The following is a 16,307-nucleotide window of genomic DNA, read 5'->3' on the forward strand; positions in this document are numbered from 1 at the left end:
GTGGTGTGAACCGATGACCTTGATTAATGAAACTCACTCTTGAGTGTCAAGCTGAATTCATTTGTAAGGTAAGCTTGAACGTTGGCCACGTTATCGCTAGATTTTGGTTAGCCAAAATCCCAAAGTTAGGTTATTAACCTAAGAAGAAGGGTGGTACCGCGAAAAGTCTTTCGCCCCTTCAGCATCTGCTGAAGTGTGGAGTTATGGCTTTTTTTATTGCGAATAAATGGGTAAATTTTATCCAAAAATGGAGGGAAATGTAGAAATGAGTCATCATTCGATAAGAACTCTGTCAAAAGAATTGTCAGGTGCAAATTTACTAATTGATGCTTTGAAAAATGAAAATGTTGAAATGATTTTTGGTTACCCTGGAGGGGCAGTATTACCATTATATGATGCACTTTATGATGCTGATATTCCTCACATTCTAGCAAGACATGAACAAGGGGCCATCCACGCTGCAGAAGGATATGCACGAGTGACTGGTCGACCAGGGGTTGTAATCGCAACAAGTGGTCCAGGGGCAACAAATGTAGTGACTGGTTTAGCAGATGCGATGATGGATTCATTACCATTAGTTGTTTTTACTGGTCAGGTTGCAACAAATGTTATCGGAACAGATGCCTTCCAAGAAGCAGATGTGATCGGAATTACAATGCCAGTTACAAAACATAACTACCAAGTGCGTAATGTAGAAGATGTCCCACAAATCGTTAAAGAAGCATTCCATATTGCTTCAACAGGCCGTCCAGGTCCAGTTGTCATCGATCTACCAAAAAACATGATGGTTGAAAAAGGAGTGAAAAAGGACGAAGTAGAAATACAATTACCAGGTTATCAACCGACTTATGAACCAAATTATCTTCAAATTACAAAGTTAATAGGAGCAATTGAAAAAGCTAAAAAGCCAGTCGTATTAGCTGGAGCAGGAATATTACATGCAAAAGCAGCTGATGAGTTTACTGAATTTATAAAAAAGTTCAATATCCCAGTTGTTAATACGCTTTTAGGACTAGGTGGATTTCCAGCAAATGAGGAATTATTCCTAGGAATGGGGGGCATGCACGGAACCTATACAGCCAATATGGCAATGTATGAAAGTGATTTGCTTATTAACATCGGAGCAAGATTTGATGATAGGTTAACGGGTAATTTAGCACATTTTGCTAAAAATGCGATTGTAGCACATATCGATATAGATCCTGCAGAAATAAACAAAGTTATTCCGACAAATATTCCAATCGTTGGATGTGCTAAGGAAGTTCTGAAAGTTCTATTAAAACAAAAAGTAGATAAACAAAATCATGGTGAATGGTTAGAGCTTCTTAAAAGTCGTAAAGAGGCCTTTCCTTTACAGTATGAACCGAGTAGGGAAGTCATTAAACCACAAACTGTTTTAACTTTACTTCATTCGATTACAAATGGGATAGCGACGATTTCCACGGATGTAGGTCAACATCAAATGTGGGCAGCTCAGTATTATCCTTTTGACAAACCACATAAATGGATCACTTCAGGTGGACTCGGAACGATGGGTTTTGGTTTACCAGCTGCAATCGGAGCACAATTTGCAAAGCCTGATGAATTAGTTGTAGCGATTGTAGGAGATGCCGGATTCCAAATGACATTGCAAGAATTGAGCATGATCAAGGAACATAATTTACAAGTTAAAATTTTAATTTTAAATAATGCAGCTTTAGGAATGGTAAGACAGTGGCAATCAGCTTTTTATAATGACCGCTTCTCTAGTTCTCTATTAGACTGCCAACCTAGTTTCACAAAACTTGCTGAAGCTTACGGTATAAAAGGGATGACAATTTCAGATCCAAATTTAGTTGAAAGTCAGTTAAGAGAAGCAATTGAATTTGATGGACCAGTTTTAATTGATTGTCGAGTTCATCAAGCTGAAATCGTTACACCAATGGTTCCACCTGGTAAAGGAATTCATGAAATGGAAGGGGTGAAATAATGAAACGGGTCATTACATCAACTGTGTTAAATAACAGTGGCGTACTTAACCGAATTACAGGAGTGATCTCCAGAAGACGTTTTAATATTGAAAGTATTTCTGTAGGACATACTGAACTAGATCATATTTCAAGAATTACGTTTGTCGTACATGTAGAGGATTTACAACAGGTCGAACAATTGATTAAACAGCTTCACAAGCAAATTGATGTGATAAAAGTAGCAGATATAACAGAAGAATCAGTTATTGCTAGAGAACTAGCCTTAATAAAGGTTAGTACAAATGCAGCTACAAGAAATGAAATTTATAGTCTAATTGAACCATTTAGAGCCTCGGTTATTGATGTAAGCCGTGATCAGATTGTCGTTCAAGTAACTGGTACTTCTGATAAGGTAGAGGCTTTGATTGAATTATTAAGACCTTTCGAACTAAAAGAAATAGCTCGAACAGGTGTAACCGCATTTACTAGATCTGCTAAACATAAGGAGCATGCTCAAAAGCTACTCTCTTATTAAATAAAAATATAAAACATAAAAAAATTGGAGGAATTTGAAAATGGCTAAAGTATATTATGGTACAGACGTGAAGGAAAATGTATTAGTAGGAAAAACGATTGCAGTAATTGGTTATGGATCACAAGGTCACGCACATGCTTTAAATTTACATGATAATGGTCATAAAGTAGTAGTTGGTTGTCGCCCTGGTAAATCATGGGACGCTGCAGCAAATGACGGATTACATGTAACTACAGTTGCAGAGGCTTCAAAGGCAGCAGACGTAGTAATGATTCTATTACCTGATGAGCATCAACCAACTGTTTATAAAAATGAAATTGAACCGTATCTTGAAAATGGAAATGCGCTTGCGTTTGCACACGGATTCAATGTTCACTTTGATCAAATTGTTCCTCCTGCAAATGTTGATGTATTTTTAGTAGCTCCAAAAGGTCCAGGACATCTAGTTCGACGTACTTTTGTCGATGGAGCAGCGGTACCAGCATTATTCGCTGTTTACCAAGATGTAACAGGTGAAGCAAAAAATGTAGCACTTTCTTACGCTGAAGGAATTGGTTCTACTAGAGCAGGTGTTCTTGAAACTACATTTAAAGAGGAAACTGAAACAGATCTATTCGGAGAACAAGCGGTACTATGTGGTGGTGTAACTTCTTTAGTAAAATCAGGATTTGAAACATTAGTAGAAGCAGGTTATCAGCCAGAAGTAGCATACTTTGAATGTTTACATGAGTTGAAGCTAATCGTTGATTTAATGTACGAAGGCGGAATGAGCTATATGAGATACTCAATCTCTGATACTGCACAATGGGGGGATTTCGTATCTGGTCCTAGAGTAGTAGCGAATGAGTCAAAATTAGCGATGAAAGATATTTTAGCAGAAATTCAAGATGGTACGTTTGCTAAAGGCTGGATTAACGAAAATAAAAATGGTCGTCCAGTATTCAATGAAATTAATGAAAGTGAAAAACAACATCAGCTTGAAGAGGTTGGAGAAAAACTTCGTGCAATGATGCCATTTATCCAAAGAAAAGAAAAGGTCGAGGTGAAATAAAAAATGAGTAAAATTCAGTTTCTTGATACAACATTACGTGATGGCGAACAATCTCCTGGGGTTAATTTAAATCGATTTGAAAAGCTTGAAATTGCAAGACAACTAGAAGCTTTAGGTGTTGATATCATTGAGGCTGGTTTTGCCGCTTCCTCAGAAGGTGATTTTTTAGGAGTTCAAGAGATTGCGAGACAGATTCGTTTTGTCTCCGTCTCAAGCCTTTCTCGAGCAAAAGATTCAGATATTAAAACAGCATGGGATGCGTTAAAACATGCTGCTGAACCGAGACTTCATATATTTCTAGCAACGAGTGACATTCATATGAAATATAAATTAAACATGACGAGATTAGAAGTTTTGGAAACTGCTAAACATTGTGTGCAGCTTGCAAAATCCTTTTTTCCAAAAGTCCAAATTTCAGCTGAAGATGCCTGTCGTACTGATCGAGCATTTCTTGCCGAATTCGCAGAGACTGCAATTAGAGCAGGGGCAGATGTGATTAATATTCCAGATACTGTCGGTTACACGAGTCCTTCAGAATATTACGATCTATTTAAATACTTACAAGAAAATGTACCGTCCTATCATAAAGCTATTTTTTCTTGTCACTGTCATGATGACCTAGGAATGGCAGTAGCGAATTCTTTAGCTGCTATACAGGCTGGCGCAACCCAAGTTGAATGCACCGTAAATGGAATTGGGGAAAGAGCAGGAAATGCAGCACTAGAAGAAATAGCCGTTGCACTACATATTAGAGAAGATGTTTACCGGAAAAATAGTAATTTACGATTACAAGAAATTACGAAGACAAGTGAACTTGTTAGTCGTCTTACAGGTATGGTTGTCCAGAAGAATAAAGCAATTGTTGGTACAAATGCATTTGCTCATGAATCAGGTATTCACCAAGATGGCGTACTAAAAGAGCCAACAACATATGAAATTATACCCCCATCATTAATTGGGCTTTCTACAAATTCATTAGTATTAGGGAAACATTCAGGGCGTCATGCTTTTACTGATCGATTAAAAGAACTTGGATTCAACTTTTCAACAGAAATTATAAACGAAGCGTTTATTCAATTTAAAGCTTTGACAGATTCGAAAAAAGAAATTACAGATGCAGATTTATTAAACATTATTAGTAAATGGAGCAAAAAGGAGATTCTAAAATGAAATTAAACATCGCATGTCTTCCAGGAGACGGAATCGGACCTGAAATTATGAGTTCAGCAGTAAAGGTTTTAGAACAGATTGCACAATCTTATCAACATGACTTTACTTTTTCCACAAATTTATTCGGCGGTCACGCGATCGATGAAACAGGCACTTCATTACCGAAAGAAACATTAGATAATTGTTTAAATTCGGATGCCGTATTACTGGCGGCAGTAGGTGGACCAAAATGGGATCAAGGTGTTGAACGACCAGAAAGTGGCTTATTAAGGTTAAGAAAATCACTTAATTTATACGCAAACATTCGACCAGTCGATGTTTATGATGAACTTGTGAATCATTCTCCTTTAAAATCTGAACAAGTAAAAAATGTAAGCTTTGTTGTCGTTCGAGAATTAACAGGTGGAATTTATTTTTCTGAACCTCGTTTCCATAATGAAAATGAAGCAACCGATACACTTTCCTATACTAGAGAAGAAATTGAACGAATTGTAAAGTATGGATTTGAGCTAGCAAAAACTAGAAAAGGAAAACTTACATCAGTTGATAAAGCAAATGTATTAGAATCTAGTAAACTTTGGCGGAAAATTGTAAATGAATTAAGTTCAAACTATCCAGAAGTAGAAGTTGAACATATTCTTGTTGATGCAGCTGCGATGGAGTTAATTCGAAACCCACGAAGGTTTGATGTAATCGTTACTGAAAATTTATTTGGGGATATTTTAAGCGATGAAGCTTCGATGATTACTGGTTCATTAGGCATGCTACCTTCTGCAAGTAGATCTGGAAAGGGTCCTTCATTATATGAGCCAATTCACGGTTCAGCGCCAGACATCGCTGGACAAAATAAGGCAAACCCTATTGCAATATTAAGGTCTGTTGCAATGATGCTTCGGGATTTTAACTTAGTTGATGAAGCAAACTCGATTGAAAATGCGATTGTTAATTCAATAAATAATGGCTATTTAACTGGTGACCTAGGTGGAAAAAGTTCAACGATTGAATTTACAGAACAAGTAGTAAAGGAATTACAATTTCAAACAGTTGGAGGGAGTATTCGATGAAACAAACATTGTTTGATAAACTTTGGCAAAATCATGTTGTAACTGGTGAAGTAGGTAAACCCCAGCTTTTGTATATCGATTTACACTTAGTCCATGAGGTAACCTCTCCGCAAGCTTTCGAAGGATTGAGATTATCCAATCGAAAAGTAAGAAGACCAGAATTAACCTTTGCAACGATGGATCATAATGTACCAACAGAAAATCAATTAGTCATCACTGACTTAATTGCGAAACAACAAATGGATACGTTACGAAATAATTGTCAGGAGTTCAATATACCTTTAGCCGATATTACGGATGAGGACCAAGGTATTGTCCACGTAATTGGGCCAGAACTTGGGTTAACTCAGCCAGGAAAAACAATCGTCTGTGGAGATAGTCATACATCTACCCACGGTGCATTTGGTGCTTTAGCTTTTGGAATTGGTACAAGTGAAGTTGAACATGTTTTAGCAACTCAAACTTTATGGCAAGTTAAGCCGAAATCAATGGGTGTGAAACTTGATGGTAAGCTTCCAAAAGGTGTATATGCGAAAGATATCATTCTTCATTTACTAGCAACTTATGGTGTATCAATGGGAACTGGATATGTCATTGAGTTTTATGGTGAAGCAATTGCAAATATGTCAATGGAAGAGCGTATGACTTTATGTAATATGGCGATTGAAGGAGGAGCAAAAGCAGGATTAGTTGCTCCTGATCAAAAAACTTTCGATTATCTAAAAGGTCGAAAATATACGGTAAATTCATATGATGAAAAATTAGTAGAATGGAAGAAATTATATACAGAAGAGGGAGCGACATTTGATAAAACAATCGAAGTGGATGTAGCAACCCTTGCACCTTACGTAACGTGGGGAACAAATCCTGGAATGGGCGTAAGAATTGATGAAGCCCTTCCAAAAGCCAAGGATGAGAACTACGAACGAGCTTATGAATATATGGGATTAAAGCCAGAAATCACACCTAATGAGATTCCGGTTCAACATGTATTCATCGGTTCATGTACAAATTCTAGATTATCTGATTTAGAGGAAGCGGCAAATTATCTAAAAGGAAAGAAAGTAAAATCTGACGTGCGCGCATTAGTTGTTCCAGGATCAAAAAAGGTACGAAATGCAGCGATGGCAAAAGGACTACATAAAGTCTTTATCGAAGCAGGATTTGAATGGAGGGAAGCTGGTTGTTCGATGTGTCTAGCAATGAATCCAGACCAAGTACCAGCTGGAGAACATTGTGCATCTACTTCAAACCGAAACTTTGAAGGAAGACAAGGTAAAGGAGCAAGAACACATTTAGTTAGTCCGGTAATGGCAGCGGCTGCTGCAGTACATGGTCATTTTATTGATATTCGAAAGGAGCAAGCAAATGAAACCGTTACGTACGCATAAAGGCACAACTGTATCAATTATGTTAGATAATATCGACACAGATCAAATTATTCCAAAACAATATTTAAAACGAATAGAACGAACTGGCTTTGGAGAATTTTTATTCGATGAATGGCGATATCATGATGATCGCTCACCTAATCAATCTTTTGCATTAAATAATGAGGATCGAAAAAATGCTTCAATCTTAATAAGTGGTCATAATTTTGGTTGCGGTTCATCTAGAGAACACGCACCTTGGGCGTTAAATGATTTTGGATTTACAATTATCATTGCTGGTAGCTTCGCAGATATTTTCTATAATAACTGTATAAAAAATGGCATGCTCCCGATTGTCTTAAATGATGAGATTCGCTCACAACTATCTACATTAAGTGGGAACCAAGAAATTGAAGTGGATTTAGAAAAACAAGTCGTTAAAACAGTATTTGGAAACTTTGATTTTTCAATCGATCCTGTTTGGAAAGAAAAGTTACTAAATGGCCTAGATGATATTGCGATTACGATGAAATATGAAAATGACATTGAGCAATATGAAAAATTACACTCATAATTAAAATAGGAAGTGTCTTATAAGTTAATTTACTTATGAGATACTTCTTTTTAATTGCAAACATAAAGATTATGGAAAATAAGTAAGATTCTCCCTATTTAATGCAAATTTGTCGATAAAATTAACTTAAATGAAAAATAGTTGTTTGAATATTTGGGTTATTGTTTAATAAGATTAAATACATTATTAATCTAGAGAGAGGTGATTAAATTGAACCTAAAAATAATTGTAGATAGCTCTTCTGATCTTCCAACTGATATATTGAAGAAATACGATATTTCAGTCATTCCATTAAGAGTTTATGACCAATTAGAAAAAGAGTATCTTGATGGAGTAAATTTACAATCACATGAGTTAATGCAAAGAATGAAAAATGGAGAGAACTTTACTTCATCTTTACCTTCCTATGATGCAATTTATCAAACTTTAGTCTCATGTAGTACAGATCAAAATTGTGTCTATCTTACTTGTTCTGGCGATTTATCTGGTACGTATAACTTTGCACAATTAGTAAAACTAGATATTTTAGAAAACAATCCAAATGCCTCTATTCATATTATTGATACTAGATCAGTATCACTTGGAATTTGCGTATTAGTAATGGAGTTAATAGAAGACTTAAATAATAATGAATCATTTGAGAATCTAATGAAGCAATTAAATCACAATATAAATAAGATCCAACATATTTTTACGATAGAAGACCTCCAATATTTAATACGTGGTGGACGTGTTGGTAAGTTTGCTGGATTTTTAGGTGGCATGCTAAATATAAATCCTATTATGGAAGTAAGCGAAGGGAAATTTAAACCACTTGAAAAAGTACGAGGTCGAAAAAAAGCATTAAATCGAATGTTAGAATTAATGAAGATCCGAAAAGCTGAAATTAGTAAAAATGTTGGAGTTGTATATGGAGTAAAAGATGATTCCACCGAACAATTTATTAAACAATTAAAGGATCTGATTGGTAGTGAACAAATAATAGAAAACTCAGTTGGTTCAGCAGTCGGCGTTCACACTGGCCCTAGTGCAATAGGAATCTTTTTTCTAGCTAATTAAGAAAATTTATTCAACTCTCAAAGTGGTGAGAGTTTTTTTGATTAGTAAAACTTTTAAATAAAAAATATATAGATATAATAAAAAAAGTTTAATAGGAAATAAGAATATATTTCTGCTACTTATAAAGAGACGTGTTTATTGATGATAAAACAACTTTTGACAATGTGAAATGTAGAAATATCAGAAAATTTGTAATTTTAAAATAAAAAATCACGACTATTTTGAACGCAGTAGATTATTCCTGTGGAAATTAATTTTGGTAGGATAGAAGTTTAAGGTGCCACTATTTCAATAGGAAAGAACGTTCGAAAAACTAGGATGATAATTTTCTGGAATTAAGGACTATTGTTGGATTGCCGTTTTTTTCAACTGTAAATAAAAACATCAAAAGTGCAAACAAAATACCCAAAACTTCAATTTAATTATTTGAACTGCAATTAAAATCAACAAATGTGCAAATAAAAATATTAAAATTGCAAATAAAACCTCCGAAACTGCAAATAAGATGATCCAATCTGTGTGAAAACTATCAAATAAGCTTAAAATCTAGAGAATCTTTTAAAAATATTTTTAATTAGTCCTAAAATAAAAGTACTTTGCAAATAATATCCCGCTTTTTATGAAAATCGAACCAATCTGTTTCCGCACTCCAACCAGGGCACATCTATAAGGAATTTCACGTACCGAATTTGATTTAAAAAATATAAAAACACATAACTACGTTAAAGTAAAACAAAAACTCATTAAAATCCAAAATTCTAACATTAAACTCATAAACTATATCACATAAATCCCAGAATCCACCACCTATTTTCCCCCACAATATTAACTACCTAAATCATTTTACTAAACCGTGTTAAACTTTTTTGGTAAAATAAAAATTGAGTAAGATTTATTAATCGTCTTTTTACATATTTAAATTCTTTCATGAATAGGAGTGATGTAATTGAAAGCTTATATTTTAAGAGACACTAAAGGGCCAGAGTCACTAAAATTTGAAAATGTTGAGATTGGTACTGTTCATCCGAATGAAGTAGTCATTAAGTTAAAGGCAGCATCATTAAATAGACGTGACTTTTTTATAACGCACGGTATGTATCCGGGGATGAAGTTAGATGGAATTTTAGGATCTGACGGTGCCGGAGTTATTGATGCTATTGGAGATGAAGTAACGGGGTTTTCTGTAGGTGATGAAGTGATCATGAACCCGAGCTTAAACTGGGGAGATCGTGACGATATCAATTCTGATGAATTCACTGTACTTGGAATGCCTTCTAATGGTACATTTGCTGAATTTATTAAACTACCAGTTGATAATGTTTATAAAAAACCTGCGTACTTGTCATGGGAAGAGGCTGCAGCAATTCCATTAGCTGCACTTACTGCATATAGAGCATTAATTACACGGGGGCAATTACAAAAAAATGATACAGTATTGATTCCAGGTATTGGTAGTGGGGTTGCATTGTATGCATTACAAATTGCTGTTGCATTCGGGTCAAAAGTACTAGTTACATCTAGTAGCAATGAAAAAATTGAAAAGGCAGTTGAAATAGGTGCTGCTGCTGGTTTTAATTACCGAGAAAATGATTGGTATAAAAAACTCCGTAAAGATTTTGGATTTGTAAATCTTACAATCGATGGAGTAGGTGGAGAATCATTTAATAGATTAATTGATTTGACTGCTCAAGGTGGAAGAATCGTATCATTCGGTGCGACAAATGGACCAGTTCCTCAAACAGTATTGCCAAAAGTATTCTTTAAAAATATGGATATTAGAGGGACTACAATGGGAAGTCCAAGAGAATTTGAACAAATGTTGGTATTTTTTGAAGAACATAAAATTAAACCAATTATCGATCAATCATTTGAATTTACGGATGTCATTAGTGCATTAAAACGTATGGGTGAAGGAAATAATTTTGGTAAGATTACCGTTAAAATTGGTTAATTTGGATTGTTTTTACAAGTTTGTCTTCAATCAAAAGAACTGAATTATTCAGTTCTTTTTTTTTTGCTCCTTGATAAATTACAATTAACATCATATGATTATTACAAATGTAATATTTAAAAAATTTAGTATTTTGAGTATTGTAAGCGTTTTATTGAAGTGATTAAATATTTTGGGGGGCTTATTATGAAACATTCTTACTTAACTAGAGAACATGAAATTTTCCGCACGGCTCTTAGAAAGTTCTTACAAAAAGAAGCTGTACCATTCTATGATGAGTGGGAACAAAACAAAATGATCCCTAGAAAATTCTGGGATAAATTAGGAAATGAAGGATTTTTGTGTCCTTATGTTGACGAAAAGTATGGCGGGTTAGGTGTAGATTTTGGCTATTCAGTCATTATTATAGAGGAACTTGAGAAAGTTGGTTCAAGTTTAGTTGGTGTAGCATTACACAATGATATTGTTGTACCTTATTTGACTGCTTATGCAAATGAAGAGCAAAAAATGGAATGGTTACCTAAATGTATTTCAGGCGAATATATTAGTGCAGTTGCTATGACTGAACCAGGTGCTGGTTCAGATTTAGCAAATATTAAAACAACTGCGGTAAAAGAAGGGGATTACTATATCGTTAATGGTGAGAAAACGTTTATTACGAATGGTATTCATTCAGACTTAATTATTATTGCAGTTAAAACGGATACGACAATTCGACCTGCTCATAAAGGAATAAGCTTGCTAGTTGTCGAAAAGGATACAGTTGGGTTTTCTAGAGGAAAGAAATTGAATAAAGTAGGACTTCATAGCCAAGATACAGCTGAATTAATTTTCCAAGATGCTAAAGTACCTGTAAAGAATTTATTAGGAGAAGAAGGAAAAGGCTTCTATTACTTAATGGAAAAATTACAGCAAGAAAGATTAGTAGTTGCTTTAGAAGCATTAGTTTCAGCTGAAGAAATGTTGAAAGTGACAACTGAGTATGTAAAAAGTAGAAAAGCATTTGGAAAATCAATTGCTGGTTTCCAAAATACTCAATTTAAACTTGTAGAATTGGCTACTGAAATTGAGATTGGTCGTACTTTCATTGAGGACTTAATTTATAAGCATATGGAAGGCGTAAATGTTGTTAAGCAAGTATCAATGGCAAAATGGTGGATTACAGATTTAGGTAAAAAAGTAGCTTCAGAGTGTCTTCAATTACATGGTGGATATGGATATATGGAAGAATACGAGATTGCTAGACGTTTCAGAGATATTCAAATCATGTCAATTTACGCCGGTACAAATGAAATCATGAAGACAATTATCGCAAAACAAATGGGATTAAATTAAAACAGACTTAAAATTGGAGGATCAAATTTATGAGAGAAGTAGTTATTGTTGATGCTTTAAGAACACCTATTGGTAAAAGAGGCGGCAGCTTTAGCGAAACAAGACCTGATGACTTAGCTGCAATTGTACTAAAGGAATTAGTAAGTCGAAATGAATTTGATCCAAAAGAAATAGATGATGTGATTATGGGCTGTGTTACTCAAATTGGTGAACAGGCTGGTGATATTGGTAGAGTTGCTGCTTTATTAGCAGGTCTACCAATTGAAGTGCCTGGTGTTACAATTGACCGTCAATGCGGATCAAGTCAACAATCTGTCCATTTTGCATCACAAGCCATTTTAAGTGGAGATATGGACATTGTCATTGCAGCTGGTGTTGAAAGTATGACACGTGTACCAATGTTTTCGAATTTAAAAGGATCAAAATGGAATGAAAAACTAACGAATATGTTTGGTGACTTTAACCAAGGGATCTCAGCAGAACGCATAAATGAAAAGTGGAATATTAGTCGAAGTGAGCAAGATGAATTTGCTTATAATAGCCATCAAAAAGCATTAAAAGCAATGAAACAAGGCTATTTTGAAGACGAAATTGTTGCTGTTTCTGTTACCAATCAAGAAGGTGAGCTTGTTAAAGTTACGAAAGATGAAGGACCAAGAGAAAACTCTTCGATTGAGAAATTATCTACTTTAAGACCAGCTTTTTCTGAAAATGGTTCAGTTACTGCTGGAAATGCAAGTCAAATTAGTGATGGTGCTGCAGGACTACTTTTAATGAGCAAAGAAAAAGCTCATCAATTAGGATTTAAGCCAAAGTTTCGAATTATTGGGAGAACGGTAGTAGGATCTGACCCTCAATTAATGTTAACTGGGCCAATTCAAGCAACTCAAAAAGTTCTACATAAATGTGGTTTAACAATCGATCAAATCGATTTGTTTGAAATAAATGAAGCATTTGCTGCAGTTCCTTTAGCATGGCAAAAAGAATTAAATGTACCATTTGAAAAATTAAATATATTCGGTGGAGCGATCGCATTAGGTCACCCACTTGGTGCTAGTGGTGCAAGGGTTATGGTTACTTTGTGTAATGCTTTAGAGAAAACTGGTGGCCGTTTTGGACTACAAGCGATCTGCGAAGGTCATGGTATGGCAAATGCAACGATTATTGAGAGATTAAATTAATAACCAACAACAAACTGGGGGATTAAAAAAATGAATATTCGTGATAGTATAGCAATCGTTACAGGTGGAGCTTCAGGTTTAGGTGCAGGTACAGTTAGAATGATCGTAGAAAATGGTGGGAAAGCTGCTATTTTCGATTTAAATGAAGAAAGAGCTGCTAGTTTAATTTCTGAATTAGGAGAAGAAAATGTTTGTTTTGAAAAAACAGATGTATCTTCAGAAGAGAGCGTAAAAAATTCAATTAGTAATGTTTTAACTAAATATGGTTCATTTAATACAGTAGTAAACTGTGCAGGAATTGTATTAGCTGAAAAAGTAATTAAAAGAGACGGAATTCATTCATTAGAATCTTTCCAAAAAATCATCAATGTAAACCTAGTTGGTACATTTAACGTTATTCGTTTAGCAGCTGAACAAATGATTAACAATGAACCAAATGAATTTGGTGAAAGAGGTGTTATTATTAACACCGCTTCAGTAGCAGCATTTGATGGCCAAATGGGGCAAGCAGCTTACGGTGCATCAAAAAGTGCAGTAGCTGGAATGACACTACCAATTGCTAGAGATTTATCAAGATACGGCATAAGAGTGATGAGTATTGCTCCTGGAATATTTGAAACACCAATGTTTGATGTATTACCAGAAAAAGCTAGAGAATCTTTAGGAAATATGGTTCCATTCCCATCACGTCTTGGTAAGCCATCTGAATACGCACACCTAGCGAAAAGCATTGTTGAAAATCCAATGTTAAATGGTGAAGTAATCCGTTTAGACGGTGCAATTCGTATGCAGCCAAAATAATAGTTATATCAGAGGCAGGAAGAGCAGGTTAACTTGTTCTCCTGCTTTTTTTGTTTATGTTTGGGATTAGTAGTTGTTTTAAACTACCACTCCAGTCAGTGCAATGTACATAATATTTGGTCTATTAATTGTAACGCTAACTTATTTTACTAATTTTGTTGGACCTGTTTTACTGAGAGGCTTTGGTTGGATCTTATTCGTAGTAGGGATTCTTAATATGTTTTCAACATATTTCAGTTCAATCCCAAATCCTTTAGCAGATTTATTTAATACTGAAGAAAATGAAAAAAATTAAAAAAATTAATACTAGACTTAAATAATTTCTAGATTCTCTTATACAACTAACACAGTGCATTAGTGTTGGAAAAACGACTCATAAGAGTCGTTTTTAAAATTACTTTTTATTATAAAAAAGGTCTGGTTTTCCACAATTTGGGCACTCATATAAATAATGTTCTTGAATTTCGTCACTAATATTTCCATTATCGTCATTATTGGAAACGTTTGAAGTACAGTTTGGACAATTAATGCTCGTTTTAGGGGAGTTTTTTTCTAAATTCTCCATCTTCATCCATCCTTTCTTTGCATTTCTCTGATAAACCCTTTATATTTTACCCATTAAATTATATATTTTATTAAATAAATTAACATGTTCTGGTAGTCTAAAAACATTGATAAAAACGAAAACGAAAAAAATGAATACATAGAATAATTTTTTGAAATCGTATACAATATAGTTAGCCACAATTATTGATTAACATAATAAATATTGGAATCAAGAGAGGCGGTATTGAAATGGAAACATCTAAAAAAGTAACAGTAAAAGCAACGATTAAAGCATCAATCGAAAAAGTATGGGAATTTTGGACAGAACCTGAACATATTAAAAAATGGAACAGTGCTTCAGATGACTGGCACACACCTATTGCAGAAAATGACTTACGTGTTGGTGGGGAATTCCGTTCAAGAATGGAAGCAAAAGATGGCAGCTTCGGTTTCGACTTTGGTGGAATTTATGATGAAGTAAAAAAATATGAGGTAATTGCATATACTCTAGGTGATGGAAGAAAGGTTAATATCACATTTAGTGGTAAAGGAAACGAAACGGAAGTAATTGAAACATTCGATCCTGAGACAACTAATCCTGTTGATTTTCAACAACAAGGTTGGCAAGCAATTCTAGACAATTTTAAAAAATATGCAGAACAAACAAATATGTAGGTAGAAACACAGAGAATGGTTTTTGAGAATCATTCTCTTTTTTTGGCTTATCAGAATTATAAATAGAAAGATTTAAAAAAAGAAACTATGGAATCATGCGACTTCAAATTCAATAGTTGAAGATTATGAGCTACAATATGTGGCTTTTTTTAGTATCTGAAATTCTATGTAAAAAAGCAAAAATCCCCCAAATTACAAAGCTAGAAATATTAGATACAATAAACTTAATATTTTAATTAGGCTTATCAGCGAAATGGGGGTTAATTAAATGAAGTATTACTCAAAAGACTGGTACAACAAAATGCAGGTATATGGTTTCTTGTTGTCCTTTCCAGAAACAAAAGAAGAATGGGATGAATCCATTAAGAATTTTGAATTAAATGGAAGAGATTATATTAAAAACCGTAAAGAAGACTTAGAAATTTTAAAAAATGATTTACTAAAATTCCTTCCTGAGCCGTTCCATCAATATATTAATGATGGGTCACTGAATACATCTTATCCATCAGAAAAACTTAGAAATATGATAAATAATTGGAAGGACGAATACAACCAGCAAATGGAGGAACTTGATAAGGAGTATCTATCAAATTATAACTCGAGTAAAGATTTACATCCATTAAGCACTGTAAAATTAAATGAAATTTCATTACATGATTCAAATGTAAAATCTATTGAAAATCCTACAAACGATACATTTGTTATCAATTTAGATTGCGAGGGCGGATTTAATGATTTTTCTGAAATCAAACTCACTTTTATGGGAGTTAAAGAAATAAGTATGCCTGAGAATATTAAAGGTGGTTTTTGGCTTTATGATGAAGTTTATCCATCAAAATTAGGTTTTGAACTTCATGTCCTTTTTTACATCCCGTTATGAAATTTAAGATTGTAGCTGAAGATATAGTAGTCGAAGGAAAGAATCTTTAGAAAATAATGGTATAATCGAAGTACAGAAAATATGTAATATTAAAGAAATTCCTTATTGAAATAACACAAAGGGAGAAAAATTGTACTAAATTAAAAAGGCTACTATGGTAGCCCTT

The 16,307-nt window shown here is 34.2% G+C and carries 15 protein-coding genes, 1 pseudogene and 1 other annotated feature (1 of these 17 running past the window's edge); of the genes and pseudogenes, 15 read left to right on the forward strand and 1 reads right to left on the reverse strand.

The window, feature by feature from the left end; genetic code table 11:
* Window positions 1-181, forward strand: a binding site (T-box leader); it begins 56 nt to the left of the window's first position.
* A gap of 84 nt (window positions 182-265) precedes the next feature.
* From ilvB to V5E38_RS08030, 13 genes and pseudogenes are all read left to right on the forward strand, one after another.
* A complete protein-coding gene (gene ilvB / locus V5E38_RS07970; RefSeq protein ID WP_499212836.1) occupies window positions 266-1,969 on the forward strand; it encodes an acetolactate synthase large subunit family protein in 1,704 nt (567 codons plus the stop codon).
* Window positions 1,969-2,484, forward strand: a complete 516-nt coding sequence (ilvN, locus tag V5E38_RS07975; RefSeq protein WP_097977647.1) for an acetolactate synthase small subunit — start codon at window positions 1,969-1,971, stop codon at window positions 2,482-2,484. Before ilvB ends, ilvN begins: the two co-directional genes overlap by 1 nt.
* Window positions 2,485-2,524: 40 nt before the next feature.
* Window positions 2,525-3,535 (forward strand): ketol-acid reductoisomerase, encoded by a 1,011-nt coding sequence (ilvC, locus tag V5E38_RS07980; RefSeq protein WP_097977646.1) that lies wholly within the window; start codon window positions 2,525-2,527, stop codon window positions 3,533-3,535.
* Between the two features lie 3 nt (window positions 3,536-3,538).
* A pseudogene (locus V5E38_RS07985) lies at window positions 3,539-4,660 on the forward strand (2-isopropylmalate synthase); the annotation flags it as partial.
* 41 nt (window positions 4,661-4,701) lie between these two features.
* The gene (leuB, locus tag V5E38_RS07990; protein ID WP_499212837.1) at window positions 4,702-5,769 is read left to right on the forward strand and encodes a 3-isopropylmalate dehydrogenase; all 1,068 of its coding nucleotides are present in this window, start codon (window positions 4,702-4,704) and stop codon (window positions 5,767-5,769) included.
* Window positions 5,766-7,160 (forward strand): 3-isopropylmalate dehydratase large subunit, encoded by a 1,395-nt coding sequence (gene leuC / locus V5E38_RS07995; protein ID WP_499212838.1) that lies wholly within the window; start codon window positions 5,766-5,768, stop codon window positions 7,158-7,160. The genes leuB and leuC overlap by 4 nt, the downstream gene beginning before the upstream one ends.
* The gene (gene leuD / locus V5E38_RS08000; RefSeq protein ID WP_499212839.1) at window positions 7,138-7,713 is read left to right on the forward strand and encodes a 3-isopropylmalate dehydratase small subunit; all 576 of its coding nucleotides are present in this window, start codon (window positions 7,138-7,140) and stop codon (window positions 7,711-7,713) included. Before leuC ends, leuD begins: the two co-directional genes overlap by 23 nt.
* Window positions 7,714-7,923: 210 nt before the next feature.
* Window positions 7,924-8,772, forward strand: coding sequence for a DegV family protein (locus V5E38_RS08005; protein WP_499212840.1), 849 nt, complete (start codon window positions 7,924-7,926; stop codon window positions 8,770-8,772).
* A gap of 946 nt (window positions 8,773-9,718) precedes the next feature.
* Window positions 9,719-10,723 carry a zinc-dependent alcohol dehydrogenase family protein gene (locus V5E38_RS08010; RefSeq protein ID WP_499212841.1) on the forward strand — a complete coding sequence of 335 codons (1,005 nt, stop codon included), beginning with the start codon at window positions 9,719-9,721 and terminating at the stop codon, window positions 10,721-10,723.
* Window positions 10,724-10,909: 186 nt separating this feature from the next.
* The gene (locus V5E38_RS08015) at window positions 10,910-12,058 is read left to right on the forward strand and encodes an acyl-CoA dehydrogenase family protein (RefSeq protein WP_499212842.1); all 1,149 of its coding nucleotides are present in this window, start codon (window positions 10,910-10,912) and stop codon (window positions 12,056-12,058) included.
* Window positions 12,059-12,087: 29 nt separating this feature from the next.
* A complete protein-coding gene (locus tag V5E38_RS08020; RefSeq protein ID WP_499212843.1) occupies window positions 12,088-13,239 on the forward strand; it encodes a thiolase family protein in 1,152 nt (383 codons plus the stop codon).
* 30 nt (window positions 13,240-13,269) lie between these two features.
* Complete coding sequence (locus V5E38_RS08025; protein ID WP_025568444.1) at window positions 13,270-14,040, forward strand: 3-hydroxyacyl-CoA dehydrogenase; 771 nt, start codon at window positions 13,270-13,272, stop codon at window positions 14,038-14,040.
* Between the two features lie 103 nt (window positions 14,041-14,143).
* A complete protein-coding gene (locus tag V5E38_RS08030; RefSeq protein ID WP_499212844.1) occupies window positions 14,144-14,335 on the forward strand; it encodes a hypothetical protein in 192 nt (63 codons plus the stop codon).
* Window positions 14,336-14,434: 99 nt separating this feature from the next.
* Here the strand turns inward: V5E38_RS08030 and V5E38_RS08035 are convergent, their stop codons facing one another.
* Window positions 14,435-14,605 (reverse strand): hypothetical protein, encoded by a 171-nt coding sequence (locus V5E38_RS08035; RefSeq protein WP_499212845.1) that lies wholly within the window; start codon window positions 14,603-14,605, stop codon window positions 14,435-14,437.
* Between the two features lie 230 nt (window positions 14,606-14,835).
* On the opposite strand from V5E38_RS08035, the gene V5E38_RS08040 reads away from it, so the two are divergent.
* Window positions 14,836-15,261 (forward strand): SRPBCC family protein, encoded by a 426-nt coding sequence (locus tag V5E38_RS08040; protein WP_499212846.1) that lies wholly within the window; start codon window positions 14,836-14,838, stop codon window positions 15,259-15,261.
* Window positions 15,262-15,529: 268 nt separating this feature from the next.
* On the forward strand, window positions 15,530-16,141 hold the full coding sequence (locus tag V5E38_RS08045; RefSeq protein ID WP_499212847.1) for a DUF4085 family protein: 612 nt from the start codon (window positions 15,530-15,532) through the stop codon (window positions 16,139-16,141).
* Window positions 16,142-16,307 lie beyond the last annotated feature (166 nt).

Origin of the sequence: Rossellomorea sp. GAMAL-10_SWC (assembly GCF_049568075.1) — a bacterium.
Classification (GTDB): Bacteria; Bacillota; Bacilli; order Bacillales; family Bacillaceae_G; genus Gottfriedia.